The sequence below is a fragment of the Methanobrevibacter thaueri genome, assembly GCF_015062915.1.
Taxonomy (GTDB): Archaea; Methanobacteriota; Methanobacteria; order Methanobacteriales; family Methanobacteriaceae; genus Methanocatella; species Methanocatella thaueri_B.
The window spans coordinates 80,719-106,771 of the sequence record NZ_SUTJ01000005.1 but is presented as its reverse complement, the minus strand read 5'-3'; the positions used below and the strand labels follow the sequence as shown (position 1 = coordinate 106,771).

Genomic DNA, 26,053 nt, shown 5'->3' with positions numbered 1-26,053 from the left:
CATGAATCTTACTGATGAAAACATTATAGAAATCACTGATGAATTATCCAGTGAATATGAAATCTCTAAAATCTTAAGGGAATATCCTAAGGATACCGTTATCGTCAAAAACGTGAAAGGATACGACATTCCTGTTGTTACCGGTATCTGCAATACCCGTGACAAGATTGCAAAATCAATCAACTGCGAAGTGTCCGAGATTACCGAAAAAATCATTGATGCAATGGAAAACCCACTGGAAGTTACCAAATTCACTGATTTTTCAGAATATGACACTTTAGACATTGACTTAAGTAAAATCCCTATTTTAACTCATTATAAACGTGACGGAGGAGCATACATTACCGCTGGTGTCGTGTTTGCACGTGACCCTAAAACCGGTATTCAGAACGCTTCAATCCACCGTATGATGGTTCTTGACGACAAAAGACTGGTTATTCGTATAGTTCCAAGAAACCTCTACACATACTTCCAGAATGCACAGGCTGCTGGTGAGGACTTGGATATTGCAATAGCCATCGGAATGGACCCAGCAATACTTCTTGCAAGCACAACTTCAATACCAATCGACTACAATGAGATGGAAGTTGCAAACGCATTCAAGAACGGCGAGCTTGAATTGATCAAATGCGGAGAGCTTGAAGTTCCACAGGCCGACATCATCCTTGAAGGTAAGATTTCAGTGACAGAAACAGTTGCTGAAGGACCATTCGTGGACTTGACCGACACTTACGACATCATTCGTGACCAGCCAATAATCAACTTAAGCAAGATGCACATCAAAAAGGACAATCCATGCTACCATGCAATTGTTCCTGCAGGATTTGAACATAAGCTATTGCAAGGTCTTCCACAGGAACCTAGGATATTTAAGGCTGTTAAGAATGCAGTTCCTACAGTTGAAAATGTTGTTCTAACCGAAGGAGGCTGCTGCTGGCTGCATGCAGTTGTATCAATCAACAAGCAGACTGAAGGTGACGGTAAAAACGCAATAATGGCTGCATTGTCCGCACACCCTTCACTCAAGCACTGTGTTGCAGTGGACACTGACGTTAACATATTTGACGCTGAAGATGTCGAGTATGCCATATCTACACGTGTGAAAGGTGACCGTGACATAATGATTGTTCCTAATGTCCGTGGATCATCTTTAGACCCAGTGGCTGAAAGTGACGGCACAACCACAAAGATTGGAGTGGACGCTACCAAATCACTTAAGACATTGGAAAAATTCGAAAGAGTTAGTTTTGGAGAATGAAACTAACTTTTAAATTCCTTTTTTTATTCAGATTGAATCAAAACTAAATAATTAGCTTATATACGCTTATACTTATTAACACAATAGCACCAAGAGGCAAATATGAAAAAAAGCTTATTTATAATGGCAATTTCAATCATATTGCTACTGTCAATTACAGCAACATTCGCAAGTGATGTTAATGACAATGAAACAATTGCCAATGAAATTGATGAAAGTATAATGGAAACCTCAGATGAGGTTGAAAGTCCGGATATGCTTTTAGATTATGTGGAAAGCGAAGAGAGTGCAAGTGACATCACAGATGAAGAGGATTTGTCATCTGAAAGTGACATTTTAAAGGAAGGTGATGAGTCTGAAAAAATGTATGGGTACTGGGTTAACAGCGTTGATATGAAAAATTTTAACCTGACTGACCTGAAAGAACACGGTGTAACCGATATACTGCTTAACTATTACGCATATAACAGATTCAATCAAAGCGATGTTGAAGTGTTCATCAGCGACGCCAATGATTTGGGAATCAAAACCCACATCTGGACGCAGATTTTCTATTCAACCGGACACTGGTTTAAGCCTGTTGTCAATGGATTGCCTAATCAGGAATATTTTTATGAAAAAATTCTCGAACTTGAAAAATATGCAAACACTTCCGGTGTTGCCGGAATCAACTTTGATTATCTCAGATTTTCAGGATCAGTGCAACACAACAATAGTGCAGTTCAAAATCCTGGAGGAATCGAGGCAATATCCGAATTTGTAAGGCAATCAACACAAAAGCTTCGCAAAATTAATCCAAATATAATTTTATCTGCCGCCTTAATGCCTGAAATAGAGCATCTGGAGGACTGGTACGGTTATAATTACACTGTAATCAGCGAATGCATGGATGTCATTACACCTATGATATATACCGGAAACTTCAGGCAAAATGCCACATGGGTTGAGAATATCACAAAATGGTTTGTTGAAAATTCAAAGCATGCCAAAGTTTGGACAGGCCTTCAAGGATACACCGTTAATGACATTGAGGAGGAAGTAATCTTCAATTCTCCATCATCACAAATGGCCATTGAAATTAAGGCCTCCGAAGAGGGAGGTTCAGCAGGTGCGGTCATATTCAGGTATGGTGTCTGTAACAATATCGATTTCATTAACCTGCCAATTGATGAAAATGAATTTACAACATTCAATAATCTTGATTATCTGATTTCATGCTCAAGAAATCTTGCCCTTTTAGACCGTGATTTCGCATTCAACTCTACACATGATTCAAATTATACAAATGGTATTGGAATTCACAGAGCAAATCTGATTATTGACGGACAAGGCCATTTCATTGATGCAAAGGGTCTTGCGCGCATTTTTAATGTTACAAAAGCAAACATCACTTTCCAAAACATTAAGTTCATCAATGCCTATTCAAAAAATGGAGGTGCATTGTATCTTACAGGCAACAATGTGAAAATAATCAACTGTACCTTCATCAACTGTAAAGCGACTGTTGAAGGGGGAGCGATTTTTCTAAAAGCCCCTAATGCCAGTATTGAAAACTCAAGATTCATAAATAATACTGCAGTATACAATGCCGCAGTGTATATGAACAGTGCCAATGCAAGTGTAATCGGTTCAACATTCGAGAACAATCGTGCAGACATCAGTGCGGGAGCCATCGGATGGGCAAAGAAAGACAACGGAATCATCGACAAATGCAAATTTGTAAATAACTCTGCACATGACGAAGGAGGAGGTGCAATTTTCTGGAATCAGGGTTTGAACGGTAAAATCCTCAATTCAATATTCACAAACAACTACGCCAACTATAACGGCAGCGCAATATTCTGGAGTTATGGAAATGACGGACTTATTGACAACTGTACATTTACAAACAACACTGCCACACAAACAGGAGGGGCAATCTATATCAAGGGAGAAAATGACACTATCTCCAATTCCAGATTCATTAACAACACCGCAAAAAAAGGTGGTGCAATAGGAACCACAAACAAGTTGTCCATGATTAATAATACATTTTCAAACAACAATCCTGACAATATGGGGAGTTTGAATCCAACAATAACCGCAAAAAGTGCAAGCTATATCATCAATTACAGTGGTAAATACATAATTACTCTTAAAGACGGAATAGGAAATCCTATTGAAGGTAGAAGAGTGTCATTTACATTAAACGGTAAAAACATCGGTTACAGATTGACCGACAGTAAGGGTATGGCAAGCATTCAGTTAACTGCAAAAATATTAAAAACCGCAAAATATGGCAAAAAGAATCTGGTAATCACATTTGATGATGTTAATTACAATAAGGTTACAAAAACCGTAAAAATAACAATCAATAAGGAAAAAACCAAATTGGTTGCTAAAAAGGCCAAATTTAAAAAGTCAAAAAAGACTAAAAAATACACTGTTAAATTAAAGAACAGCAAGGGAAAAGCGGTTAAGAAAGTGAAAGTTCGTCTTAAAATTAAAAAGAAAATATATTATGCAAAAACAAATTCAAAAGGAAAAGCAACCTTTAAAATTAAAAAACTAAGCAAGAAAGGTAAATACACTGTAAAAATTACTTTCAAAAGCACTGCCCTTTACAAAGGATCTAGCAAAAAAGTGAAAATTACCTTAAAATAAGAATCAAAAACTTAATGGAGTGGATTCGCCATCTCCACACCATCACTTAAATATTACCAAGATAAACGTTTTCAATACCTTTTTCAAGTGCAATCTCCTTTGCCTTGAAGAGTATTTCTGCCCTTGTCGGTTCAATATCTTCCATTTTATAATATGGAAATGCCCTTGAGAAATGAAGTGGAACTTCAGGACCAAGTTCCTCAACCACAAAGTCACATAATGCTGAAATCTGTGAAATTGAATCATTGTAATCATTGATTATTAAATTGGTCACTTCCAAGTGTTTGCCTTCAAGGTATATTCTTCTTAAATTGTCCAGCACCACATCCAAATCCGCTCGGCAGACCTTCTTGTAGAAATCCTGAGACATTGATTTCAAGTCCACGTTGAATGCGTCGACAAAACCTAAAACCTCGTTAAGTGATTTGTCTGAAAAGTATCCGTTGGTTACATAGATTACCTTGAGGTTTTTCTGCTTTGCCAACAGGGAAGTTTTCTTGTTGAATGGCAAGTGTATCGTAGGTTCATTATAGGTCCAAGCAATTGACTTACAATTTAGTTTAAGTGCATTTTCCACGATTGCCTCTGGTGTTATTTCAACACCTCTTGAATAGTTATAGTATTCCTGTGATATCATATAGTTCTGGCAGTGCAAACATGCCATATTGCAACCAAAACCGCCTATTGAGTATGTCAAAGTGCCAGGTAAAAAATGATTCAAAGGCTTTTTTTCAACAGGATCAGGACTTAAAGAGGACACTATACCATATGACTCATCATAAAGTTCTCCATTGATGTTTTTGTGCTGTGCGCATATCCCGACATTGCCATCGGCAATCTTGCAGTAGTTTGCACATATTTCACATCTGATTTTTTGTGTCTTGGAACTCTTCTTGTATAACTCCCTACTCACTAACATAATGCTCATAACCCTCATTTTTAATTCTTTCTACAAAGCCGTTTTCAAGTGTAAGCTCAACAACATCAGAATCTGTGACCTCGCCTATTACAATGCAATCAATCGGTAATTTATCCAGATTGTCCTTTGATATTGTGAACAATAGCTCAAAGTCCTCTCCGACATGAAGAATCAAATCCAAATAATCCAGGTTCAGCTTTTCAGCAGCTGACTTGTACTCGTCAGTGATGTCAAGCATTTCCTCATAAATCATGAAGCCGAAATCATCCTTTTTGATTGTGTACAGCTCGCTTGCAATCCCGTCGGTGATGTCTGTTGCGGATGTGGCATAATCCTTTAATATTAATCCTTCCTTAAGCCTTGCCAATGGCTTCAAGGCCTTTTTGGTGTAGATGTTGTCTAAAGTCTCAAGCTCGAATCCCAATGCCGCAAGGCCAATGTTTCCTGTGATGGCAATCAGGTCTCCCTTGTTATATGTGTCCTTCATCAGCGGATCGTCTGCAGTTCCCAATGCTGTTCCGTTGATGATTATTTCAGACGCCTCGTTGGTGTCTCCGCCAATGAGTGGAATCTCATAAAATTCACATGCTTTGAGGACTCCCTCGATGATTTGTTTAAACGAATCGACACCCAAATCCTTAGGTATTGCAATTGAAAGTAAAAATCCCAATGGTACAGCTCCCATTGCTGCAAGGTCGCTTACATTAACGGTGACTGACTTGAATCCCATGTCAAAATAGGACATGTTATCGGGAAAGTGCCTTGACTGAATAAGCATGTCACAGGTGGAAATAAGATTAGTGTCATTAAAATTTGTTATTGCGGTGTCATCGGGTGTGATATCCTTAGAATTGGCAATAATATATCTGACCAATTCCTTTTCACCAATATCTGAGACTTTCAATGTCATGAATATTAGTATAAATTTTAAATTAAATAAGTTTTAAGTAAAAAAAAGTAAAAAGTATTCAGAACTATAAGTGTTCTGAAACTCTGTCCTTGATAATGTCGTATAGACGTGTATCAATACCCAATGGATCGGTCAATATGATTTCACCATCGAATTCGAACTCCTCATCATCATGGTCATGATGGTGGTGATGATGTCCGTGACCGTGGTGGTCATGGTCATGCCCATGGTCGTGTCCGTGTCCATGATGGTGGTGATGATGACCACCTGAGATTGATTCTGGATCAAAGTCGCTTTCTATGCCGAGTAATCCTGGAATGTCCCTTTTTGTGTGAAGACCGTGTGCCACAAACACAGGCACTACAATGATTCTTTCCAAATCGTTTTCACTTGTTAACTTGTTGATTGTTTCAGGGATTCCTGGTTTTCTGATTTCCATAAATCCATATTCTACTGGAATGTCTGGAAATTCTTCTGCATACATTTCTTTATAAGCTTTAATTACTTCTTCACCGTCATCGAGTCTGGAACCGTGGCTTAAAAGTAAAATTCCTGTTTTCTTATCAGACATGTTTTATCATCCGTTAATTAAGTTATAATTAAGTTTTAAGTTAAATTCAATTAAGTTATCTTGATTAAAAATTTTTTCAAAAAAATATATGAAAAATTATAATTTTTCATCTATCATACTGATTAGGATATCTATTAGAATATCATCGGCTTTAATAGGCTCAGGATAGAGTATTTCACCGTCAAAGTCCACTGGGGTCAAATCATGACTGTGGTCATGACCGTGTCCATGTGAGTATTCGTGACTGTGTGAGTGCTCATGCTCTTCCAAAAATCCTAGGATGTGAGGAATGTCATGGGTTGTGTGCATTCCCGGTGCGATGAAAATCGGTACGACAACAAGTCTTTCCAAATCGTTTTCATCCACCAGTTTATTGATGGATTCCGGTATGCTTGGACCGCACAATTCCATGAAACCAAAGCTTGACGGCAATTCGCAGGTTTTCTCGAATTTATTGTATAGAGCAGTTGCGAATTCCTTGTTGTAGTTTAATCTGGAACCGTGAGTTACAAGTAAAATTCCGGTTTTTGCACTGTCATCCAGTTTGGATTCAGCCAAAGCTTCTTCAATTCTTTTATCAATGATATCTAAGAGCTCATCCCTTGGTCCGATTGAACCTAAAAGTTCGATTTCACCATCGAAGTCTACATCATCTGCGATTGACAGGTAATGTTCTGGCGGATAGTTGCCGTCAGGACATCTCGGATCGACTTCAAGAGGTTCAAGGCCCAATAGTTGAGGAATGTCAATGTTGGTATGAATACCTGGAGCCAAAAAGACAGGTAAAGCAATGATTTTATCCAAATCATCCACTTCGTCTTTAAGTATCTCCACTGCACCTGCAATTGTTGGTTCTGACACTTTCATGTAACCGATTTCAGCGGCAAGTCCTGTTTTTTTGATGAATTTATCTTTAATCTCAACAAATACCTCTTCTGCGTAAGGCAAGGTACTTCCATGGCTTACGAGAATTACACCGGTATTATTTGATAACTTTGAATTTATATCCATAAGAGATAACTCCGTCTTTTCCATCTTCTCTTATTCTTCTAAATACCATTTCTACATCGTCGCCGATTTCTAAGTTTTCCACATCACAATCTACCAATTGTGAGGTTAGTTTTGCACCTTCTTCAAGTTCAATTACTGCCACAGCATATGGTGCTGCTTTCTTGAAATCATCAGGTGCTGATCTAATTACTGAATAAGTGTAAATCTTACCTTTTCCTGAGAACTGGAATGGTTCAAGTTCTCCTTTTCTTCTACAGTTAGGACAAACTACACGAGATGGGAAAAACAATTCACCACAAGTGTTACATTTAGAACCTATAAGATTATATCTTTGTTGAATATGACGCCATGTTCTTACAGTATCTGACATGTAATGCCTCCATAATTTTCAATAAGTATAATTTATTCTCAATAATATAAATAACTATTTTTTTTATTACTATTTTTGACATTTTTCACGAAATCGTATTAACATTTTTTCACAAAATCATCAAGTCGCACTTCAACAATTAACTTATAAATTCCACACCATATTCTTAAAAATGAAAATCAGAAAACCAGACTCAAAAGGCAACATAATTGTAGGTACGACCGCTATTCTGATTGTGGTATTACTTTTAATGTGCATTTTTGTAATGGCCTCATTAAACTATTTTCAAAACCAAAATATTGAATCTCAAGCGAATGACAACTTCAAATATATTATTGATGATTATTCAAGGAATTTGGAGGTGCTTGGAAGGGATTCGATAGCAGAGGCAACACAAAAGGTTTACAATGGCCTGCCTGTGCATGATAGTGATGACCAAATCAGAAAGAATTTGAACAAGAGATTGGATGAGAAAAACGATGAATTCAGGGACAAGTATGATGTTGAGCTATCCTCAGAGGTTCTGTCTGTAGAGCCAACGGATTTGCCTTGGAAAGTGCTTTTTAAAGTAAAACTGAATGGAAATAAGGATGGTGAGGAGTTTTCACAAATTATTGAAAGTAATTCCTCGATTGAGGGTCTTCGAGACCCATTGCCGATAGCCAAGCTCACAATAGCTTCCGGAATAATGGCTTATGACGACAAGATCCACTACAAGACCTCACTATCAGCCTATATGATTCTTCACAATTTCGACTCACCGGAATCATATATTGAGGCAACCGCCCCATTGACGATAAAGAAATGCCCATATGACCCTTATGTCCATCATGGTGACCCGGGCGTGTTGAAGGATTGTCTTGATACTGGGTATTTTCATGAAAGCGCTGACGGCAGCTGTTACTTATGTCGTTTGGAAGGCAAGGGAAAATGCCCCCATTATGGAATGGAAGTGTTCATACAGACCCACACGCCATTGGGCAATGAGTCATTGTCCTGTTCTGACCATGTAGTGTTTGCAGACCATTATAATGGTGAAAAGATAGATCCGAATGACTGGGACAGTCTGATTTTGGATTCCTCACACAGAAAGAAATACGGGTTGACTTACTATGGCAATGAAACTGATTGAGATTGGAATCGTGTTGATTGTGATTGTGATGATTTTTGGTGTTGTCCTCACATCTATGGAAAATGCAACCGAGAAGGTAATCACTGCTCAGGAAATCAATAATATGGAAAAAATGACATCGGAAGTCATGGATAATCTAATAAACAATCCGGGAGTTCCAGACAACTGGAATGAGTATGGAAAGGGAACGCCGGGACTTGCAATAGTTAATGACGGTGGACAGGTCATTTCAAACAGCGTTTCATATCTAAAGCTAGTTGCATTGGGCGAAAATTATGATGAGTTGATATATGAAAATCAATTCAATTCAAAAATAAAAACCTCAATGGAACTGATTCCTAAGAAGAGTAGCATTTCAAGTGTAAAAATCGGTGAATATGACGGGAAAAACGATGTATTTTCAGTGAATCGGCTTGTGAAGTGCGACTTCTACAAAAGCTATGTTCTCAATGACTTCAAAAATGATGGAAAATGCAACATGCACCATTCACAGGAGGATAACAGCTGCAATTACTTTAAGGTGTTTCCGGGAAACCTGAAAAATTCGGATTACTACCTGATATTCGATGAAAGCGAAACCCATGATTTGAAATACATGATAGACACAACAAAGGTGAGTGATGATGAATATTGGCAATCAAGCCCATCAAACGTGATACATTTAAACGATGAAATCGATTTCTACGATGACACCAGCGCTATTGTGTTCATTCATCTAAACAAGAAAGACCCAAAAGCAGTGCTGATATCCTTACCTAAAAACTTTGACAAGGATTTTCTTGAATACGATTATTTCAGGACAAACGAGTGTGAATTGATATTAAAAGCGTGGTATTAGAGAATTCTATATTAACACGCCTAAAATAAGCAGTGAGACGGATATTAATGTCAAACTTGAAATTGAATCGGTAATGCTTGTTGAAATAGGAATAACAATATTATCAGGATCCAGATTGTTATTGTAGGATGTTATTGAAACATAATATACTATTATGACCATTATTGCCACTAGAATTACGCCTGCAAGGGTGGAAATCTCAAGTATCTTGTCAAATCCGACTCCAGCAACTCCAAGACCGTATGATGAGCCTTCAGCCAGAAGACCTATCAATGGGAATACTATAACAGCCAGAATGAAGCTGATTATAAAGTTGTGAATTGCTTCGCCTTGCGGTTTTTTGAATGGCTCAACAAGCCCTGAGTGAAGGCCTGATGACAGTCTTGCACCTAGAATACTGATTAAACTTCCGCATTCACCTGAGAATAATGGCAGCAATGTCAATAAGCTTGGATTTGTAAGTAATGTTTCGACTGCAGAGTTCAATATTCCTCCAGCCGCTCCTCCTAGAAGTGAGCATAAAAGCAAAACAGGAGTTGATTGCTTTAGGATTGTCTGTGTCTCATAAGAGAGCCTATAGCAGTAAACAAAACTGATCACAACTGCAATCAATATCACCACAAGAACAGCATCCTTAAATATGATGTTGAAGTTCATTGCCTTTAAAATGAATACTGATGCAATAATAGCCGGTAATGTAAAGAGGTCACCGAATGCTGCGATTATTGGACTGGTAATGTTGTCCGGGTCCCATCCATGCTCAAAGCTTTTGAATGAGACAAGCATTGTTATCGGAAGCATTATCAGGTTGGAAATGACACCGGCAATGACACTAATCAATACAAAATCGATTATGCTCATTGAAGGTTGTTTTAAAAGAATGCACAATACCTTAGCAATGACTGCTAAAAACAAGGACAATACCAATGTCAAAACAAAGGATGCGAATATATTATAATTCAATTGTTCTGAAAACTCGAATTTCTTTGATATTATACCAATGTGCAGATTGGTTGATAATCTTGAGGCAAAAGAGCCGAAAATGTTACCTCTCATTCCAATGGCTCCAGGAATAATTACAAGTAATCCAGGAAACGCTTCAAGGAAAAAGGTCATCTTACCTAAAATGACACCTGCGCATAAATCACCTATAGCACAGATCAATAATGCTATGAGGCTTTCCTTAATGATGGAACTGTGCTCTTCAACAAAATCAGGAAATGTTGAAATTACAGATAGTGGACTGCGAATCTTCTTCTGTTGATCTTTCACAAATATCACTACCCATAATCATTTTAATCACTCTCTAGTCTTCGTCTTCTAATTCTTCTGGAATATCTTCTAGTGAACAGGTTCCGGCAGCCAATTTTTCAAGTAAATCTGCTCCTTCATCTGTTCCTTTTAAAATTAATGTATCGTCAGCCAGTAATGTGGTGTGCTTATCTGGACCATAAATCCATGATACACCTCTTCTAATCGCAATAACTCTCATACCGGTACGATTTACTAATAATAAATCACCAAGAGTATTGTTTGCAAGGTCTGAATTTTCAGCAACTGTCACTCTAACAATACTTTTGTCTGACTCTTCCATAACCATCTTGAATACAGGGTGTGGTTTAAACCCGGTTATTACTAAATCTGCTAAATCTTTAGCTGCGTTTGCTATACTTTCCGCCGCTTCTGCAATTTCTAGTAATGCAGTTAACTTTTCTGCATCTTCATAAGATCTGGCGGCAACCAATGATTCCTTTTTGATTTCATAATTCATTGCATTGACTTCATTTTCAAGTGCAATAACTTCTTCAGCTGCTGCCTTACTGTTGAACAGAATAGCTGAATAAGCCAAATCGACCATTAGTTCCGACATGTTTTTCATTTCTATTAAAAGATTTTTGATTGACAATTCAAATTCCCCTAAAGATCATTTGGATTTGTTTTTAATAAGCATGCTTTTCTAAGTTTCAATAAAGTTTTCTTCTTGGTTTTCAAGTCTTCAACCTCTTCAAGAATGTTTTCCAAAGGCTCTCTCAAGTATTCGACTGTTTCTTTTTCATGCAGCCAATGGCAGTTTGTACAGTTCCAAACGCCTTTACCTTTAATCCATTCCCCTCCGGTTGTAGAATCTCCACATGGATAAAATGGACAATAGCAGAAATCACAGTATTGACCATCCCAGTGGCATGGATAGAATTCACATTCACGGTTCGGTCCGTGTGGGACTTCCCCGTTCAGGAATTTCTCATAATGATTTTGTGATAAAGGATGTATCTTTGACCTGATAACATATCCTCTAGGTGTAATGAGCTTACCATCCTGAACATATGTCAAGTCGTTTCCGACTAATAGTGTGCAGGACATGTTGACAATGTCCTCTGTCAGGTCCTTCGCTTCAACGATTGTAGCTTTAGGAGGTTCATAGGTACTGTCTATAATACCTATTAATGCATCTTCACCCTTAATTTCCAATACGCATTGTTTGAACCTTCTGAATGGTTCCTTTCGTGTCTTGCTTATTGGATTGTAGATTGCAACTATGAGATTGGCCTCAAGTGCGTATCTCAACTTCTTTTCAATCTCGGACATTGGGGTGAGGATGTTGCTTAGGCTTATGGCCGCAAAATCATGCAACGGTGCGCCCAAGTGGCTTGATGCATAGTTAAGTGCGGATACTCCAGGATAAACCTTGATTTCAACACCTTCGTATTTGCTAACAATCTGGTATAACACATTTGCCATTCCAAAGACACCCGGGTCTCCGGAACTGATTAATGAAACGGTTTGGCCTTCAAGACTTTTTTGAATGGCGAACTCTGCTCTAGCTATCTCGTCGCCCATTCCCTTTTTGATGACTTCCTTATCCTGAATCAGATCTTCAATCTGTTCAATATACTTCTTGTAACCGATTATTACATCTGACTCTTCAATGGCCTTTACGGCTCCCAAAGTCATGTTTTCCCTATTCTGACCTATTCCTATTACATTAATCATTTATATCACTAGTACAATTTCAAAATTGAGTTTATGGTTATTGTGTTCTCGTCAACCCTCAAACCATTTTCCTTATATTCAGCCTGTCCTGAGGCAATTACCTTGTATGAAGGAGTCTGGCTGATAACGATTTGGCCTGAAGTTGAATTAGGAGAAGCATAACCTAAAGCTTCAATATTAACTGTTAAGTTTTTATTATCTGTATCATCGTAAGTGGTTATATTCATTGAATCGACATTAACACCGTCCACCTTGGACAGATCCTCCATTTTAAGCGCAACATCCTTCTTATTTGTGATGTTGACTGGGCTTGGGTCCTTAATCAATGCCTCATTAACCTTTTCAGGACTGAAAAATCCTGTGATTTTTGAAACCTGCATATCAATTAAGGCATGAGGATCAGGCGCTTCAGCTGTAACGATAGTGTATGAACTGAAAAGTCCTAATTCAAAAAATACAACAAATAATACTATAATCAAAACAATTCTAAGTATTTTATTCGCCATATTATCACAAACTTAATCTATCATTATTAAAGATTATATTATAGTATGTTTAATTTTATGTTTAATATATAATAAATATAACCCAATTTCGCATGCAGAAATAATTATTGCAGATGTAAATTCTCAAAGTTTATTAATATAGAAAAATAAAATTTTTATCAATATGTCAACTAATAAGATTCTATTGAAATTTGCAAAAAAAGGAATTAACCTATCACCTGAAGCATATGAAAAAGTTAGGAATGCTGAAAACCCTTTGGATTTTGCATCTAATCTAATAGTGAAATTAAAAAGCGGTAAATTATCATCAAAGGATTTGGTTTCAGTCAGTGGCCAAACCATTGACGAACTGACCGGCATAAAACCACAAGATAAGGGTGATAATCAGGAAACCTTAATTAAAGACAGTCAGCCTAAAGTTGATGAAAAACCTGCGGTTAAAAGGGAATCTCCAAAACCGGCTGTTGAAAAGGAAGCGCCTAAAGTTGAAAAGGCACCGGCCGTGAAAGAAACACCAAAGCCTGCCTTTGAAAAGAAAGCTGCTAAAATTGATGAAACACCACAAGATAAAAGTGTTGACAAGCCAAAATCACTTGACAGTCTCAAAAAGGAAAGCGACAAGCCCGAAACATATGTCAATAAAGAGATTTTAGAGGCATCAGAAACAATTAAGGATACTAAAATCAAGTTCAAGAGAAACGAGAAGAAAACAAATGTTCAATATGACTTTAAAATCATACAGGATACAAGTAAGAAATCATACACAAGCGGTGAGCTTGAAAACCTAATTGCCTACTTCAAAAGCCGTTATGAAAAGCTTGCAAATATCCTCTCCAAAAGGCCGGAGCTTAGAAGCTACACAAAAATAGCCGATATCGATGAAAGTCAGGACAGCTTAAGCCTGATTTTGATGGTAAAGGAAATCAGATCCAGTAAGAACGGGCACAAGATTGTTGAGTTTGAAGATGACACTGGAAACATTTCAGTTCTATTCTCCAACAAGAACGAGGAACTTTTTGCCGAAGCAGAAAAGCTTGTGAGGGATGAAGTGGTCGGTGTCATTGCAAACAAGAGTGATGACCCTAAATTCGCATTCGGTCAGGAGATCATTAACCCTGGAGTTTTAAGAATACCTAATAAGGAAATGGACTTCGGTATAGTTTTCCTTTCAGATGTGCACATTGGAAGCCTTACATTCCTAGAAGATGCATTCCAGAGATTCATTGACTGGATTAACTGTGAATACGGTGATGAGGAGCAAAGAAGAGTTGCTGAAGACGTCAAATACCTGATTATCGGTGGTGATATTGTGGACGGTATCGGTGTATATCCTAACCAGGACAAGGAGCTTGCCATTAAGGACATTACCGAACAGTACAATGAGGCCGCAAGATTTTTAGGAAACATCAGAAGCGACATCAAGATAATTATCGCTCCTGGAAACCACGACGCTTCAAGGGTTGCTGAACCTCAGCCTGCAGTTCCTGAAGAATATGCAAAGGCACTTTACGAGCTTGACAATGTAGAGTTCATATCAAATCCTGGTGTCGTGTCCCTTGACGGAATAAACGTACTCATTTACCACGGACGCAGCTTCGACGATTTGGTTATGGCAGTCAAGGACTTTACCTATGAGAAAAGTGACGTTATAATGGAGGAAATGTTACAGAAAAGACATTTGGCTCCAATTTACGGTGAAAGAACACCATTAGCTTCAGAACTTGAGGATTATCTTGTTATTGATGAGGTTCCTGACATATTCCACACAGGACACATTCACATTAACAGCTACAGGAGGTTCAAGGGAGTTCACCTGATCAACTCAGGTACCTTCCAGACACAGACAGAGTTCCAGAAAATCTACAACATCAATCCGACCCCAGCTGAAGTTCCAGTTATACATAAAGGTAAATATAGACATTTCAAATTTATATGAGGTTATTATAATGAATAAGAATATTTCTGAGATTATTGACGTTTCAAACGAGATTTATGATAAAGGACTGGTATCAGGAAAAGCCGGTAACATCAGCGCAAGATTCGGTGATGTGGTTGCAATCACACCCACTATGACATCACTTTCAAATCTTGATGAAGAGGATATTGTGCTTGTTGACATGGATGGCAATGTCCTGACCAAAGGAAAGCCTTCTTCAGAGGTTAATATGCACTTGGAAATATATAAAAAAAGACCTGACGTTAAGGCAATAGTTCACACCCATTCACCTTACGCTACAGGATTTGCATTTTCAAATAAAAAGCTCAAAAGGCTTGAAGGTTTTGGGGAAATAAAAACACCATATCTATCAGACATTGAATATGAAAAGCCTGGAACTGATGAGCTTGCAAGAAGCGCCAGCGAAGGCATTGGCGATGAGGATGTATTGATATTGAAAAACCATGGTGTTATCTGTGTCAGCGACAGTTTAAAAGAAGCAATGTTGTTGGCAGTTTTTGTTGAGGAGACTGCTAAAACTCAATTCATTACATTAATGTTAAATTCAGCTGAAGATAGTGATTAATCTTCATCTGAAATTACAGTTTTGTTTCTTGATTGCATTCCTTCCTCAATCATTTTAATGATTAATCCTGATAAGGAAGTATCTTCATCAATAGCCATCTTTTTTAATTCTTTTTTTAAGTCTTTAGGTAAGTTTATAGTTGTTTTGCTTATGTCTGACATGTATAATAATTCAATTTAATTTAATATAAATTTTTCTAATGATAAATATTTCAATTACCACAAACTATTTAAATCAAATAATGATAAATATCTTATATAATAGATATTTTACTTATTTTAAATATTTTATTTGGAGGGAGTATTATGAGTAATGAAGCAATTAAGGAAGTATGTGACATACTTAACTATATTTCAGACAATAACACTGTTCCTCGTAACATCAGAGAAGCAGCAAGTCAATCAGTTGACTTATTAAACGATGAGGAACAAGACCAATCTGTTAGAATCAGTACTGTTTTAGGAAAATTAGATGAAATCAGTAATGATCCTAATATACCAGTTCACGCAAGAACTTTAATTTGGGAAGTTCTTTCAAAATTAGAAGCTATTTAAATTTAGTTTCTATAACTTATTTTATTTTTCAACCGCTATTGATATTGTAACGCCATCATAGGAAGTCTTTTTATAAATTAATCTTGAATCATAACCTGCCATTATCAGCGCTGACGGTTCGCAGACACCCCATATTCCGAATTTTGATTTGACAAACTCGGATTTAGCGACATCTTTTGACTCAAACAGTTTCAGTTTATCCAATGGAACGAATTCAACAGGTATATTCAATTTCTCTGACAATTCCAAAATTCCCTTTTCATCCTTTTTTATCTCAGCAGATGCCAGCATGTTTACACGTGAAACGTCGATGTTCAGCTCACCTATTGATTGGATAAGTCCATGATGGATCTTTTCACATTCCTTACCACGTCTGCAGCCTATGCCGACAACAATTTTTCTTTCTCTCAATATGATTTCATGCTCGTCCAATGTGACATGAATTTCCTCTGGAGGAATTCTTGAGGAGAAATTAATTGAAAGGTCTATTTCAAGTGTATTGTTGTTCAAATACTCAAAAAGATAATTGAAATTCCTGTTCGGATTTACTGTCAATGAAATTTCACGCCCTTCAAGAATGGCCTTATTGAAAAAGAGTATCTCCTTGGTATTGTCAATTGAAAGATACAAGTCACGGGCCATGACATCAATGCCTAATTTACGGTTCACATCAGTTGATGTAGTAATAACCGGTGTTGCATCAATCAAGCCCGCAATCTTATGTGTCAAGGCATTAGCACCACCTAGATGACCTGAAAGGGTTGATATGACAAAATTGGCATTGTCATCAACATTTAATATTGCAGGGTCTGTGACTTTTGATTCAATGAGAGGAGCAATTGATCTTATCAGTATCCCTGATGCCATTATTGCGATTATAGCATCATACTCATCAAAAAGAATTGGAAAATATTTCCTGACATTCTTATGGTACAGGTCTGTTTTGATTACAGTTGAATCCATATCCAATTTTTCCTTTAAATCACAAGCCACTTCCTGGCCCTTCTCAGATACTGAAATAATTGCTATTTTCATAAAATCACATAAATTAATGTAAATAATAAGATAATTGTTATTGTGAACAATATCATTGTTAACTTGGATAATTTGACGGCTTTTGAAATGTCGTCTTTTGTAATATCTTTATTGTCATCACCTAAAATATAGGTTTCCTTTTTGACAAGCTGGATGTTCAATGCTCCTGCTGTTGTGGCCATTGTGTAACCAGAGTTTGGAGAAGGACATTTTCTGGCATCCCTCATCATAATCCTATAGGCGTTTTTTCCGTCCAACCCTAAAAGGTATGCTGAAATCACAACAAAGATTCCTGAAATTCTTGCCGGAATATAATTCAAGACATCATCGATTTTGGCCGGGAAAAAACCGATATCAATCAGCTCTTCACTCTTATATCCAAGCATTGCATCAAGAGTGTTGAATATTCTGTAAAACATTGGAATCAAGAGCAGATAAAACAGACCATTATTTACTGGACAGTACAATATCACCAATGCAAAAACAAAGTAGTAGAACACTGGCGCAACATATGAGTCAGTGATGTTTTCAGTCAAGCTTTCAATTGCCGCTGAAACAATGAAACTTTCTGTCAGCTCATCAGTGTTCCTGCTCACCAAGTATGACACCAGTTGACGTGCCTTGTCTATGCTTTCTCTCAGTGCATCCTCAACATCAACAGCAGTCTGGAGAAGCATGTTGACGGAATATGTCGATGATAGAAGTATTGAAAATACAATAAACAATAAAATAACATTTAATGATGAAATATAATAAATAATAAATAATATTACACTTGAAACACAACACACACCAATTATCACAAGCAATCCTGACATCTTATTTTTGATTTTAATAAAAACATTCTTGAAAAAGTTAATCAATGATCCAACAATAACAACAGGATGGATTCTGGTCGGAAGTTCACCAAATATAATATCAATCACCAATGACAGCAAAAAAGCAAAAACAACAAAACAAAACAATTCAAATGAAACAACACTGTTCATGTTTGTTGTTATGTCATTTAGTAAATAATTATATTCAAACATAATTTATTATATAATAATAAAAAAATAAATAATTTATTATTAATAAAATAAGTTGATTATTATGAATATTGAAGAAAAAGTAGAGCAATGGTTAAGTGAAGAGGATTTCATTAGAGAGATGAAATATGATGAGAACGCTGATTTTCATTTTATCATTGAATTTCCAAATGATAATATAATGGATGTTGTTAAGCCAAAGGACAAGGACTGTGTTGTTATTGCATGTGCAACTCAGGTTGCGCCACAGCACTTAAGTCTGATGGAGTCTGCTGATAAAAAAACACAAAAGGATTTTATCATGCAACTCAACTTCGGATTGAATCAGTTCCTTGTTGATTATGAGCTTAAGGTTTCAAATGATATCCTTCAGCAATTCGTGATCACAGAGCAGATTTTTGAAGATGGTTTGACTAAAAATGAACTTGTAAGAACCATAAAAAGGGTTTTTAAGTCCAAACTGCATTGCATTTGGCTGATTGACCATATATTTACCAATCCCTCCATTAATGTCGTACCCTCAAATGAGAATGACATGTTCATTTAGAGAGGGAGAGGTACATTTCAAGTGAAATGTTTTCGAAGGTATATTAAGATTGAAGGGGTATATTTCAACTGTAAACACTTGAAATAAATCTCTCTTTTTGTTTCTTATTTTTTAATTTTAAGCTCACAGAATAGTTTTTCATCACTTGTTTTGAAATTTTTCAAAAAATCCTAATTTTTACACTTGAAATCCACCTCTTGATTTTGGGCTTTTGGCAAAAATCATTTACACTTGAAATAGACCTCTCTCTCTTTGTGATGAATTATGATAATTTTTTCAAAAGTGATGTCCAAATCCTGATTTAAGCATTTTTTTTCAATATTTTCATCTGATTTTTACACTTGAAATTGTTATCTTATATTTGAAATAGTATCATTTCATATTTAAATTTTAAATCGAAAATCAGGATTATTTTTTAAATTTAAATACAATTAATTTATATTATGTTAAAATTACATTCAATTATTATGATTTTATTGTTTTAAAGAAATTTAAGAAAGTTAATTTTTAGCAAAATACTCAATTTTATTACTCAATTACAAAATTGTAATAAAAACCTTTATTTAATATCTATTTTATATTATTAACACTGGAAATTATACTTATTACTTTTTTATAATTTTTCGTGTTATTTTATAATATTTATAAGGTGAAAAGACATGTCAAATATTTTTGAAGATGCAAGTCTCATGGGCAACCGTAGACGAAACACAATATTCAAGGACAAGAAACCATTGGATCACAGGTTCTTGCCTGACAAGTTGGTCCACAGGGATGAGCAAATCAGACAAATCGCAAAATATTGGGTTGATGTTCTCGATAATGTAACCCCATCAAATGTAACATTATACGGTAAAACTGGAACAGGAAAAACAGCAGCATCAAAATTCGCACGTGAACAACTGATTGAAGCAGCAAACAATGAAAATGTATTCGTGAAAATTGAATACGTAAGATGCACTGACTTCACAACAGAATATCAGGTAATAGCTGAATTGTGTAACAGGCTGGGAAGGGATGTTCCAAACCGTGGATGGACAAAGGCAGAAGTTGTCAATGCATTCAGACAACTCTTCAGAACCAACGCATTCGGAAAGAAACTGCACTTGATTGTAATATTGGATGAAATCGATATTCTCCTTGAAAAGGACGGTGACGGAATACTCTACACACTAACAAGGACAGATAACATATCAGTATTGTCAATCAGTAACTATCTTGATTTTAAAAAATTGATCAATTCAAGAGTAACAAGCAGTTTGAATGATAAAGAAATTGTTTTTCCACCTTATGGAGCTAACCAATTGGCAGATATACTATCCGAAAGGGCTCAACTTTCATTCCATGATGATGTTCTCGATAGTGATGTCATACCATTGTGCTCAGCAATGGCAGCTAAAGAGGAAGGTGATGCGAGATACGCTCTTGACCTTCTCAAGAATGCAGGTGAATTGGCATTTGACGAAGATGCACAAAAAGTTACAAGTGACCATGTAAAAAGAGCAAAAGACAGAATCGAGCACAATAAGGTCACTGAAATCATTTCCACATTACCGCTTCAACAGCAAAGACTCCTTGAGGCCATTTTAACATTGTCAAAACAGGGTGAAGAAATTACTTCCGGAAAGCTTTATGAGGAATACACTGATGTTTCCAAAAGCGATGCTGTAACCTACAGAAGAATCTTTGACTTTATCAATGATTTGGAATTGCTTGGAATAATCTCAACAAACACCGTTTCACGCGGACGTGGAAAAGGAAGAACCAATATTATTAAACTTCAATGTGATGAAAACCTATTGGAAACAGCCTTATACTCTATTTAGGGTTGTTTTTAATTAATGTTTTTAGGATAGCCATCCGCACAGGCACAGCATTTGCAGCCTGAGTGAAATACTTGTTGTACTTGGTATTGTCAACATCGGTGTCTATCTCATCTATTCTAGGCAAAGGATGCATTACAATCAAATCCTTTCCTTCCAACATTTTTTTATTTACTACATAAGCCCCTTTTATTTTTTCATACTCATCAATGTCACCGAAACGCTCTTTTTGGATTCTGGTAACATACAATACGTTAACATCATCAATTATGTCTTCAATATTGTCTGTTTCAATGTATGAGATGTTTGTCTTGTTAAGATCATGAAGGATTTCCTGAGGCATTCTGAGTTCCGGCGGTGAAACCAGATAAATTGTTATGTTTTCAAAAAGACCCAATGCGTTGGAAAGTGAGTGCACAGTACGTCCGAACTTCAAGTCCCCGATAAGTGCAATTTTAAGATTGTCTATTTCTCCAATTTCATTTTTGATAGTGTACAAGTCAAGCAGTGTCTGTGTAGGGTGCTGTCCTGCACCGTCACCTGCGTTGATTACCGGAACATCCACAATATCTGAGATGAACTTTGAAACTCCCTCAAGCTCGTGTCTGATTACCAGTGCGTCACTGTATCCTTCAAACATTTTTGCAGTGTCGGCAATACTTTCTCCTTTGGAAACGGAACTTGATCCGCTGCTTTCAAATCCTATGCCATCTCCGCCCAAACGTTTCATGGCTGTTTCAAAGGACATTCTTGTTCTTGTTGAAGGCTCAAAAAACATCAATCCTAATATTTTTCCTTTAAGTTCTTCTGAAACTTCCTTAGATTTAGCGATGTTTTCCAATTTAGATGCTTCATCGAGAATATATTCAACATCTTCCCTTTCAAAATCCTTTATTGAAATAATGTTTTTCAATTTAAACATTTTTATCAACCCTTATTTATTCATATGATTCTTTCAATTGGCACTACAAGAATATCACGAGCACCGGCATTTCTTAAATCATTAACCAATTCAAATACTTCTTTTTCATCAATCACAGCCTGTGCTGCAACAGTTTTTTTTTCTGACAGCACTTCAGATATTGTCAAACCACCCATTGAAGGCATGACCTCCTTGACCTTATCCAAATCCTCCTCATTGACGTTCATCATGATAAGCTTTTTCCTGTCGGCATCAAGCACACCCTGAATGCTTGTGCTTACAGCCTCAATCAATGACCTTTTCTCATTGACACTGTCATGATTTGCAATAAGCTTGATTGTGCTTTCCAAAATCACATCAATGATTTCAAGATGATTCATCTTAAGTGTTGTTCCTGTACTTGTAAGATCAGTAATCAGGTCGGCTATTCCAATGAAGGGTGCCGCTTCAGTTGAACCGCTAAGCTTAACGATTTTTAAGTCAAGGCCTTTTTCTTTCAGATATTTTTTGGTTAAAACCGGAAATTCTGTAGCCACTTTCATGTCATTTGTGATATCGTTAACTGAATTAATGTTTGACTCCTCAGGAGCTGCAAGAACCAGTTTTGTCTGTCCGAATCTCAAGTCAAGAAGTTCGCAAACGTCTGACTCGCTTTCCTGAATGAGGTCAACACCAGTTATTCCCATATCGGCAACGCCGTCATTGACAAATTCCGGAATGTCTGATGCCCTTGCAAACATAACCTCTATATCATCGTTGAATGTCTTTGAAATTAGTTTCCTGTTGTTTTTATCGATTAATCCCAGACCTGCCTTTTCCAGGATGTTTATTGAAGGTTCGCTTATTCTTCCCTTTGATGGAATGGCAATTTTAATTTTCATCATATCTTCCCAAATTTTTTATTCTGATTATTATTTATAAATCTTATAAATAAATACTTTTTTAATGTATAGTAATTTTTAATACTTTTATTTCATAATCTTCATAATATTATTATCTTATTTCGGATTTTTGGCATAATTTTGCAAAATATTTAAATATTAGGATATCTTATATTGTTATTTAACTTATTATTAAGTTGATTAATAATAAGTTTTTAACTGATTTATGTGAGGTGAAAAACATGGCAGAAATACCAAAAGCTCCTATCGCTAGAATCATCAAAGAATCTGGTGCTGAAAGAGTAAGTGAAGATGCAAAAGCTGAATTAGCTGCATACTTAGAAGAAGTTGCTCGTGATGTTGCTAAAGAAGCTAACAATGTTGCTAAAATCGCAAAACGTAAAACTGTTAAAGCAGAAGATATTAAATTAGCTATCAAAAACTTATAAGTAGTTTTTAGCTAACTTTTTTTTATTTTTTTTAAGGTGTGTTATTATGAGCGATAATACTATTTTAATCAAGAACGCATTAATTTTAAATCCTAAGAATTTTGAAAACAAAAAACAATCCTTGTTAATAGAAGATGATTTAATCGCACAGATTGCTGACGATATTGATGAAGGAAAAGCAGATAAAATCATCGATGCGGAAGGAAAAATATTGCTTCCGGGACTAATTAACACTCATACTCATTTATCAATGACTTTATTCAGGGGATTGGCAGACGACTTAAGTCTTGACAGCTGGCTCAATGATCATATCTGGCCGATGGAAGCCAATCTCAATGGAGATTACTGTTATATCGGTGCCCTTTTAGGCGCTGTGGAACTTATAAAATCAGGAACAACCACATTTTCCGACATGTACTTTTACATGGAGGATGTTGCCCGTGCAGTAGAGGATTCAGGCATAAGGGCAGTGTTGTCCTATGGAATGATTGATTTCGGCGATGCTGAGAAAAGGGAAGCTGAAATCAAGGAAAATCTGGAACTCTTTAATTCATGCAATGGAATGGCAGACGGAAGGATAAAAGTCTTCCTCGGTCCACACTCACCATACACAGCATCAGAGGAATTGCTGATTAAGGTACGTGAACTTGCAGATGAATACAACATGGGAATACACATACACGTTTCTGAAACCCAAAAGGAAATCAATGATGTTTCAGAGGAAAAAGGACTCAGGCCATTTGAATATCTTGAAAAAATAGGCTTGTTAGGTCCGGATGTTGTTGCTGCTCATTGCGTATGGTTAAGTGATGAGGAAATCGAAATCATTAAAAAGCATGGTGTAAAGGTTTCACACAACCCATGCAGTAACATGAAATTAGCTTCAGGAATAGCACCAGTATCCAAATTGATTGAAAATGGCGTTTGCGTTTCAATAGGTACTGACGGAGCATCCTCAAACAACAATCTTGACTTGATTGAGGAGCTTAAAACAGCAAGCCTTCTTCAAAAGGTATCAACCCTTGACCCTAAGGTTCTCTCATCTGATGAGGCTATTGAGATGGCTACAATAAAAGGTGCTGAAGCTTTAGGATTGAGTGATGAGATTGGTTCCATTGAGGTTGGCAAAAAAGCAGACATCATATTAATCGACACCAACCAGGCTAACATGGTTCCTGACAGCTCAACCGTAAGTTCCAACATTATCTACTCTGCAAACGGTTCAAACGTTGACACTACCATCTGCAACGGTAAGATATTGATGGAAAATAAAAAATTGACTGTTCTGGATGAACAGGAAATTTACGCAAAAGCTAAACAAGCTATAAAAGAATTAAAAGAAGCTATCTAGCTTCAAATTCTATTTTATTTTTACTCATAACAATACTCTTTTTCCAATTGTCATCTGTTTGCGGGAAATCACTTCTGAAGTGTGCACCACGACTTTCCCTACGCAATATTGCTGATTTTACGGTTAAGATACAGATTTCAACCATATTTATGACTTCAAGTGCTGTTACAAGCTCTGTATTGTATTGTTTCTTATCGCTGACATTAAGGTTTACAAGGTCTTCCTGCATTTCCTGCAGTTCTTTCAAGGCCTCGTTTAGGGTTTTTTCTTCACGGACAATGGCCACTTTTTCCCACATCAGTCTTTTGATGTTTTCCTTGAATTCCTGTGGCTTGATTGAACCTTCCTTAATCAGGTTCTGGATTCTATCGGCCTCGAGTTGAACCTGCTCATCGTTTGATTTCAATTCAGTGCTTTTTGCAGCTTCGGATGCGCTTACACCTGAAATCTTACCGAACACCTGTGTGTCGGCCAATGCATTACCGCCCAGACGGTTTGCACCATGCACTCCTCCGCAGACTTCACCGGCACCGAAGAGGTTTTTGAGTGAGGTTGATGCGTCAGTGTTGATCTTCAATCCGCCCATGAAGTGATGTGCAGTTGGAGCCACTTCAATCGGACCGTGCTTAATGTCCACTCCAACGTTTTCGAATTGAAGAACCATTGTCTCCAGCTTCTCGTCGATGTAATCGTCATCAAGGTGTGAAATGTCAAGGTATACTCCACCGTTTTCGGTTCCTCTACCCTCGATGATTTCCTGATAGATTGATCTTGCAACAACATCACGTGTTGCCAATTCCATCTTTTCAGGGGCGTATTTGCTCATGAACCTTTCGCCTTCGCTGTTTATGAGCTTTCCACCTTCAGCCCTTACGGCTTCGGTCACAAGAACTCCCTTCTTGGATTCTGGTGCCACCATTCCGGTTGGGTGGAATTGAATTTGTTCCATATCTACAAGGTCTGCTCCGGCTCTGTATGAAATGGCGTATCCGTCTCCGTTCTTTTGGAAGGTATTGGATGTTACAGGGTATAGTTGTCCGGCTCCTCCACTTGCAAGAATAACGGATTTGGCTTTGAAATAGATTAGGCTTGAGTCTTTAAGGTCAAGACCTGTTGCACCTATCACTTGATCATCATCGGTTATGAGTGATGTTATCATGACTTCCTCGATGCATTCAATGTCTCTTCTGATGATTTCTTCCTTAAGGGCATTCAACAGTTCCGCACCGGTTCTGTCTCCTTGATAGCAGGTTCTTCTGTAGGTTTGACCTCCGAATGGTCTTTGGTCGATTTCACCATTTTCCTTTCTGTCAAATAGTGCACCATAGTTTTCAAGGTCAACAAGCCTTTTTGGGGACTCTTTTACTAGTATTTCCACCAGCTTTTCGTCATTCAAAAAGCTTCCGCCTTTCATGGTGTCCTTAAAGTGAGCTTCAATTGAATCGTCCTTGTCAACGGTTTTAAAAACGGCATTGTATCCACCTTCAGCCATTCCGGTACAGCCTGAACGGAATGAAAGGCCTTTTGACACAATTGTTGCCTTTAATCCTGCATCGTCAACTTCAATGGCAGCTCTTGAACCTGCACCACCAGATCCGATAATCAATACGTCTGTTGAGATAGTTTTTATTTCCATTTCAATTACCCTGTATAAATTTTTTTTATTAGTATTACTATATTTTTCAATCGTTAAATAAATTTCTTAAAAATATTTATTAATAAAAAGGAATTAAGTTATAGTATTGAATCTATATTTCCTAATCAAAACATTAATGGATTATAGCATTCTTCT

27 protein-coding genes are annotated in these 26,053 nt (G+C 36.9%); 12 read left to right on the top strand and 15 right to left on the bottom strand.

Annotation, left to right across the window (positions count from 1 at the left end; translation table 11 throughout):
• Position 1 precedes the first annotated feature (1 nt).
• Both E7Z78_RS05050 and E7Z78_RS05045 read left to right on the top strand, forming a co-directional pair.
• Entirely contained in the window at positions 2 to 1,258 is a 1,257-nt protein-coding gene (locus E7Z78_RS05050) for a UbiD family decarboxylase (protein ID WP_303724090.1), read from the top strand.
• A 123-nt stretch (positions 1,259 to 1,381) separates the two neighbouring features.
• Positions 1,382 to 3,901, top strand: coding sequence for a right-handed parallel beta-helix repeat-containing protein (locus E7Z78_RS05045; RefSeq protein ID WP_303724089.1), 2,520 nt, complete (start codon positions 1,382 to 1,384; stop codon positions 3,899 to 3,901).
• A gap of 46 nt (positions 3,902 to 3,947) precedes the next feature.
• On the opposite strand, the gene amrS is transcribed toward E7Z78_RS05045, so the two are convergent.
• The 5 genes from amrS to E7Z78_RS05020 form a co-directional block, all read right to left on the bottom strand.
• Positions 3,948 to 4,820, bottom strand: a complete 873-nt coding sequence (amrS, locus tag E7Z78_RS05040; protein WP_303724088.1) for an AmmeMemoRadiSam system radical SAM enzyme — start codon at positions 4,818 to 4,820, stop codon at positions 3,948 to 3,950.
• A complete protein-coding gene (gene thiL, locus E7Z78_RS05035; RefSeq protein WP_303724087.1) occupies positions 4,807 to 5,730 on the bottom strand; it encodes a thiamine-phosphate kinase in 924 nt (307 codons plus the stop codon). Before thiL ends, amrS begins: the two co-directional genes overlap by 14 nt.
• 64 nt (positions 5,731 to 5,794) lie before the next feature.
• Positions 5,795 to 6,301, bottom strand: coding sequence for a sirohydrochlorin nickelochelatase (cfbA, locus tag E7Z78_RS05030; RefSeq protein WP_303724086.1), 507 nt, complete (start codon positions 6,299 to 6,301; stop codon positions 5,795 to 5,797).
• A 96-nt stretch (positions 6,302 to 6,397) separates the two neighbouring features.
• A complete protein-coding gene (gene cfbA / locus E7Z78_RS05025; protein ID WP_303724085.1) occupies positions 6,398 to 7,312 on the bottom strand; it encodes a sirohydrochlorin nickelochelatase in 915 nt (304 codons plus the stop codon).
• On the bottom strand, positions 7,284 to 7,682 hold the full coding sequence (locus E7Z78_RS05020; RefSeq protein WP_303724084.1) for a Zn-ribbon domain-containing OB-fold protein: 399 nt from the start codon (positions 7,680 to 7,682) through the stop codon (positions 7,284 to 7,286). The genes cfbA (E7Z78_RS05025) and E7Z78_RS05020 overlap by 29 nt, the downstream gene beginning before the upstream one ends.
• Before the next feature lie 172 nt (positions 7,683 to 7,854).
• Here E7Z78_RS05020 and E7Z78_RS05015 point away from each other — a divergent pair, with 172 nt between their 5' ends.
• Both E7Z78_RS05015 and E7Z78_RS05010 read left to right on the top strand, forming a co-directional pair.
• On the top strand, positions 7,855 to 8,814 hold the full coding sequence (locus E7Z78_RS05015; RefSeq protein ID WP_303724083.1) for a hypothetical protein: 960 nt from the start codon (positions 7,855 to 7,857) through the stop codon (positions 8,812 to 8,814).
• Positions 8,795 to 9,652 carry a hypothetical protein gene (locus E7Z78_RS05010; protein ID WP_303724082.1) on the top strand — a complete coding sequence of 286 codons (858 nt, stop codon included), beginning with the start codon at positions 8,795 to 8,797 and terminating at the stop codon, positions 9,650 to 9,652. The genes E7Z78_RS05015 and E7Z78_RS05010 overlap by 20 nt, the downstream gene beginning before the upstream one ends.
• A 6-nt stretch (positions 9,653 to 9,658) precedes the next feature.
• On the opposite strand, the gene E7Z78_RS05005 is transcribed toward E7Z78_RS05010, so the two are convergent.
• Genes E7Z78_RS05005 through E7Z78_RS04990 form a run of 4 tightly spaced genes read right to left on the bottom strand, consistent with a single transcriptional unit; the run spans position 9,659 to position 13,149 of the window.
• Complete coding sequence (locus E7Z78_RS05005; RefSeq protein WP_303724081.1) at positions 9,659 to 10,924, bottom strand: magnesium transporter; 1,266 nt, start codon at positions 10,922 to 10,924, stop codon at positions 9,659 to 9,661.
• 34 nt (positions 10,925 to 10,958) lie between these two features.
• On the bottom strand, positions 10,959 to 11,558 hold the full coding sequence (locus E7Z78_RS05000; protein WP_303724080.1) for a potassium channel family protein: 600 nt from the start codon (positions 11,556 to 11,558) through the stop codon (positions 10,959 to 10,961).
• 11 nt (positions 11,559 to 11,569) lie between these two features.
• Positions 11,570 to 12,643 carry a precorrin-3B C(17)-methyltransferase gene (gene cobJ, locus E7Z78_RS04995; RefSeq protein WP_303724079.1) on the bottom strand — a complete coding sequence of 358 codons (1,074 nt, stop codon included), beginning with the start codon at positions 12,641 to 12,643 and terminating at the stop codon, positions 11,570 to 11,572.
• A gap of 8 nt (positions 12,644 to 12,651) precedes the next feature.
• The gene (locus E7Z78_RS04990; protein ID WP_303724078.1) at positions 12,652 to 13,149 is read right to left on the bottom strand and encodes a hypothetical protein; all 498 of its coding nucleotides are present in this window, start codon (positions 13,147 to 13,149) and stop codon (positions 12,652 to 12,654) included.
• Between the two features lie 163 nt (positions 13,150 to 13,312).
• Here E7Z78_RS04990 and E7Z78_RS04985 point away from each other — a divergent pair, with 163 nt between their 5' ends.
• Both E7Z78_RS04985 and E7Z78_RS04980 read left to right on the top strand, forming a co-directional pair.
• A complete protein-coding gene (locus E7Z78_RS04985) occupies positions 13,313 to 15,085 on the top strand; it encodes a DNA-directed DNA polymerase II small subunit (RefSeq protein WP_303724077.1) in 1,773 nt (590 codons plus the stop codon).
• Positions 15,086 to 15,095: 10 nt separating this feature from the next.
• Positions 15,096 to 15,671: a class II aldolase/adducin family protein gene (locus E7Z78_RS04980; protein WP_303724076.1), complete on the top strand. Its 576-nt coding sequence runs from the start codon at positions 15,096 to 15,098 to the stop codon at positions 15,669 to 15,671.
• Here the strand turns inward: E7Z78_RS04980 and E7Z78_RS04975 are convergent.
• Positions 15,668 to 15,832, bottom strand: a complete 165-nt coding sequence (locus E7Z78_RS04975) for a Met repressor (RefSeq protein ID WP_303724075.1) — start codon at positions 15,830 to 15,832, stop codon at positions 15,668 to 15,670. The two genes, E7Z78_RS04980 and E7Z78_RS04975, sit on opposite strands and share 4 nt — an antisense overlap.
• Positions 15,833 to 15,976: 144 nt before the next feature.
• On the opposite strand from E7Z78_RS04975, the gene E7Z78_RS04970 reads away from it, so the two are divergent.
• Positions 15,977 to 16,225, top strand: a complete 249-nt coding sequence (locus E7Z78_RS04970) for a UPF0147 family protein (protein WP_303724074.1) — start codon at positions 15,977 to 15,979, stop codon at positions 16,223 to 16,225.
• A 21-nt stretch (positions 16,226 to 16,246) separates the two neighbouring features.
• On the opposite strand, the gene E7Z78_RS04965 is transcribed toward E7Z78_RS04970, so the two are convergent.
• Together E7Z78_RS04965 and E7Z78_RS04960 are read right to left on the bottom strand one after the other, a co-directional pair.
• Positions 16,247 to 17,260 carry a cobalt-precorrin 5A hydrolase gene (locus E7Z78_RS04965; protein WP_303724073.1) on the bottom strand — a complete coding sequence of 338 codons (1,014 nt, stop codon included), beginning with the start codon at positions 17,258 to 17,260 and terminating at the stop codon, positions 16,247 to 16,249.
• Positions 17,257 to 18,150, bottom strand: a complete 894-nt coding sequence (locus E7Z78_RS04960; RefSeq protein ID WP_303724133.1) for a cobalamin biosynthesis protein — start codon at positions 18,148 to 18,150, stop codon at positions 17,257 to 17,259. The genes E7Z78_RS04965 and E7Z78_RS04960 overlap by 4 nt, the downstream gene beginning before the upstream one ends.
• Between E7Z78_RS04960 and E7Z78_RS04955 the strand changes: the two genes are divergently transcribed.
• The 3 genes from E7Z78_RS04955 to E7Z78_RS04945 all read left to right on the top strand — a co-directional run bounded on the left by E7Z78_RS04955 (position 18,086) and on the right by E7Z78_RS04945 (position 20,661).
• Positions 18,086 to 18,277, top strand: coding sequence for a hypothetical protein (locus E7Z78_RS04955; RefSeq protein ID WP_303724135.1), 192 nt, complete (start codon positions 18,086 to 18,088; stop codon positions 18,275 to 18,277). The two genes, E7Z78_RS04960 and E7Z78_RS04955, sit on opposite strands and share 65 nt — an antisense overlap.
• A 75-nt stretch (positions 18,278 to 18,352) precedes the next feature.
• Positions 18,353 to 18,835: a DUF2299 domain-containing protein gene (locus E7Z78_RS04950; RefSeq protein WP_303724072.1), complete on the top strand. Its 483-nt coding sequence runs from the start codon at positions 18,353 to 18,355 to the stop codon at positions 18,833 to 18,835.
• Between the two features lie 659 nt (positions 18,836 to 19,494).
• On the top strand, positions 19,495 to 20,661 hold the full coding sequence (locus tag E7Z78_RS04945) for a Cdc6/Cdc18 family protein (protein WP_303724071.1): 1,167 nt from the start codon (positions 19,495 to 19,497) through the stop codon (positions 20,659 to 20,661).
• Here E7Z78_RS04945 and pyrB read toward each other — a convergent pair.
• Positions 20,654 to 21,589 (bottom strand): aspartate carbamoyltransferase, encoded by a 936-nt coding sequence (gene pyrB, locus E7Z78_RS04940; RefSeq protein ID WP_303724070.1) that lies wholly within the window; start codon positions 21,587 to 21,589, stop codon positions 20,654 to 20,656. The two genes, E7Z78_RS04945 and pyrB, sit on opposite strands and share 8 nt — an antisense overlap.
• An 11-nt stretch (positions 21,590 to 21,600) precedes the next feature.
• Complete coding sequence (gene hisG, locus E7Z78_RS04935) at positions 21,601 to 22,461, bottom strand: ATP phosphoribosyltransferase (protein ID WP_303724069.1); 861 nt, start codon at positions 22,459 to 22,461, stop codon at positions 21,601 to 21,603.
• A 242-nt stretch (positions 22,462 to 22,703) separates the two neighbouring features.
• Here hisG and E7Z78_RS04930 point away from each other — a divergent pair, with 242 nt between their 5' ends.
• Both E7Z78_RS04930 and E7Z78_RS04925 read left to right on the top strand, forming a co-directional pair.
• Complete coding sequence (locus E7Z78_RS04930; protein ID WP_303724068.1) at positions 22,704 to 22,910, top strand: histone family protein; 207 nt, start codon at positions 22,704 to 22,706, stop codon at positions 22,908 to 22,910.
• Between the two features lie 46 nt (positions 22,911 to 22,956).
• The gene (locus tag E7Z78_RS04925) at positions 22,957 to 24,261 is read left to right on the top strand and encodes an amidohydrolase family protein (protein ID WP_303724067.1); all 1,305 of its coding nucleotides are present in this window, start codon (positions 22,957 to 22,959) and stop codon (positions 24,259 to 24,261) included.
• Here E7Z78_RS04925 and tfrA read toward each other — a convergent pair.
• Positions 24,254 to 25,897: a fumarate reductase (CoM/CoB) subunit TfrA gene (gene tfrA / locus E7Z78_RS04920; RefSeq protein ID WP_303724066.1), complete on the bottom strand. Its 1,644-nt coding sequence runs from the start codon at positions 25,895 to 25,897 to the stop codon at positions 24,254 to 24,256. The two genes, E7Z78_RS04925 and tfrA, sit on opposite strands and share 8 nt — an antisense overlap.
• Between the last annotated feature and the right edge of the window lie 156 nt (positions 25,898 to 26,053).

What these genes read in the sequence shown, in the direction of transcription:
- E7Z78_RS05050 (WP_303724090.1), top strand. Translation starts at nt 2, where the DNA reads ATGAATCTTACTGATGAAAACATTATAGAAATCACTGATGAATTATCC.
- E7Z78_RS05045 (WP_303724089.1), top strand. Translation starts at nt 1,382, where the DNA reads ATGGCAATTTCAATCATATTGCTACTGTCAATTACAGCAACATTCGCA.
- amrS (WP_303724088.1), bottom strand. Translation starts at nt 4,820, where the DNA reads ATGTTAGTGAGTAGGGAGTTATACAAGAAGAGTTCCAAGACACAAAAA.
- thiL (WP_303724087.1), bottom strand. Translation starts at nt 5,730, where the DNA reads ATGACATTGAAAGTCTCAGATATTGGTGAAAAGGAATTGGTCAGATAT.
- cfbA (WP_303724086.1), bottom strand. Translation starts at nt 6,301, where the DNA reads ATGTCTGATAAGAAAACAGGAATTTTACTTTTAAGCCACGGTTCCAGA.
- cfbA (WP_303724085.1), bottom strand. Translation starts at nt 7,312, where the DNA reads ATGGATATAAATTCAAAGTTATCAAATAATACCGGTGTAATTCTCGTA.
- E7Z78_RS05020 (WP_303724084.1), bottom strand. Translation starts at nt 7,682, where the DNA reads ATGTCAGATACTGTAAGAACATGGCGTCATATTCAACAAAGATATAAT.
- E7Z78_RS05015 (WP_303724083.1), top strand. Translation starts at nt 7,855, where the DNA reads ATGAAAATCAGAAAACCAGACTCAAAAGGCAACATAATTGTAGGTACG.
- E7Z78_RS05010 (WP_303724082.1), top strand. Translation starts at nt 8,795, where the DNA reads ATGGCAATGAAACTGATTGAGATTGGAATCGTGTTGATTGTGATTGTG.
- cobJ (WP_303724079.1), bottom strand. Translation starts at nt 12,643, where the DNA reads ATGATTAATGTAATAGGAATAGGTCAGAATAGGGAAAACATGACTTTG.
- E7Z78_RS04990 (WP_303724078.1), bottom strand. Translation starts at nt 13,149, where the DNA reads ATGGCGAATAAAATACTTAGAATTGTTTTGATTATAGTATTATTTGTT.
- E7Z78_RS04985 (WP_303724077.1), top strand. Translation starts at nt 13,313, where the DNA reads ATGTCAACTAATAAGATTCTATTGAAATTTGCAAAAAAAGGAATTAAC.
- E7Z78_RS04980 (WP_303724076.1), top strand. Translation starts at nt 15,096, where the DNA reads ATGAATAAGAATATTTCTGAGATTATTGACGTTTCAAACGAGATTTAT.
- E7Z78_RS04975 (WP_303724075.1), bottom strand. Translation starts at nt 15,832, where the DNA reads ATGTCAGACATAAGCAAAACAACTATAAACTTACCTAAAGACTTAAAA.
- E7Z78_RS04970 (WP_303724074.1), top strand. Translation starts at nt 15,977, where the DNA reads ATGAGTAATGAAGCAATTAAGGAAGTATGTGACATACTTAACTATATT.
- E7Z78_RS04965 (WP_303724073.1), bottom strand. Translation starts at nt 17,260, where the DNA reads ATGAAAATAGCAATTATTTCAGTATCTGAGAAGGGCCAGGAAGTGGCT.
- E7Z78_RS04950 (WP_303724072.1), top strand. Translation starts at nt 18,353, where the DNA reads ATGAATATTGAAGAAAAAGTAGAGCAATGGTTAAGTGAAGAGGATTTC.
- E7Z78_RS04945 (WP_303724071.1), top strand. Translation starts at nt 19,495, where the DNA reads ATGTCAAATATTTTTGAAGATGCAAGTCTCATGGGCAACCGTAGACGA.
- hisG (WP_303724069.1), bottom strand. Translation starts at nt 22,461, where the DNA reads ATGAAAATTAAAATTGCCATTCCATCAAAGGGAAGAATAAGCGAACCT.
- E7Z78_RS04930 (WP_303724068.1), top strand. Translation starts at nt 22,704, where the DNA reads ATGGCAGAAATACCAAAAGCTCCTATCGCTAGAATCATCAAAGAATCT.
- E7Z78_RS04925 (WP_303724067.1), top strand. Translation starts at nt 22,957, where the DNA reads ATGAGCGATAATACTATTTTAATCAAGAACGCATTAATTTTAAATCCT.
- tfrA (WP_303724066.1), bottom strand. Translation starts at nt 25,897, where the DNA reads ATGGAAATAAAAACTATCTCAACAGACGTATTGATTATCGGATCTGGT.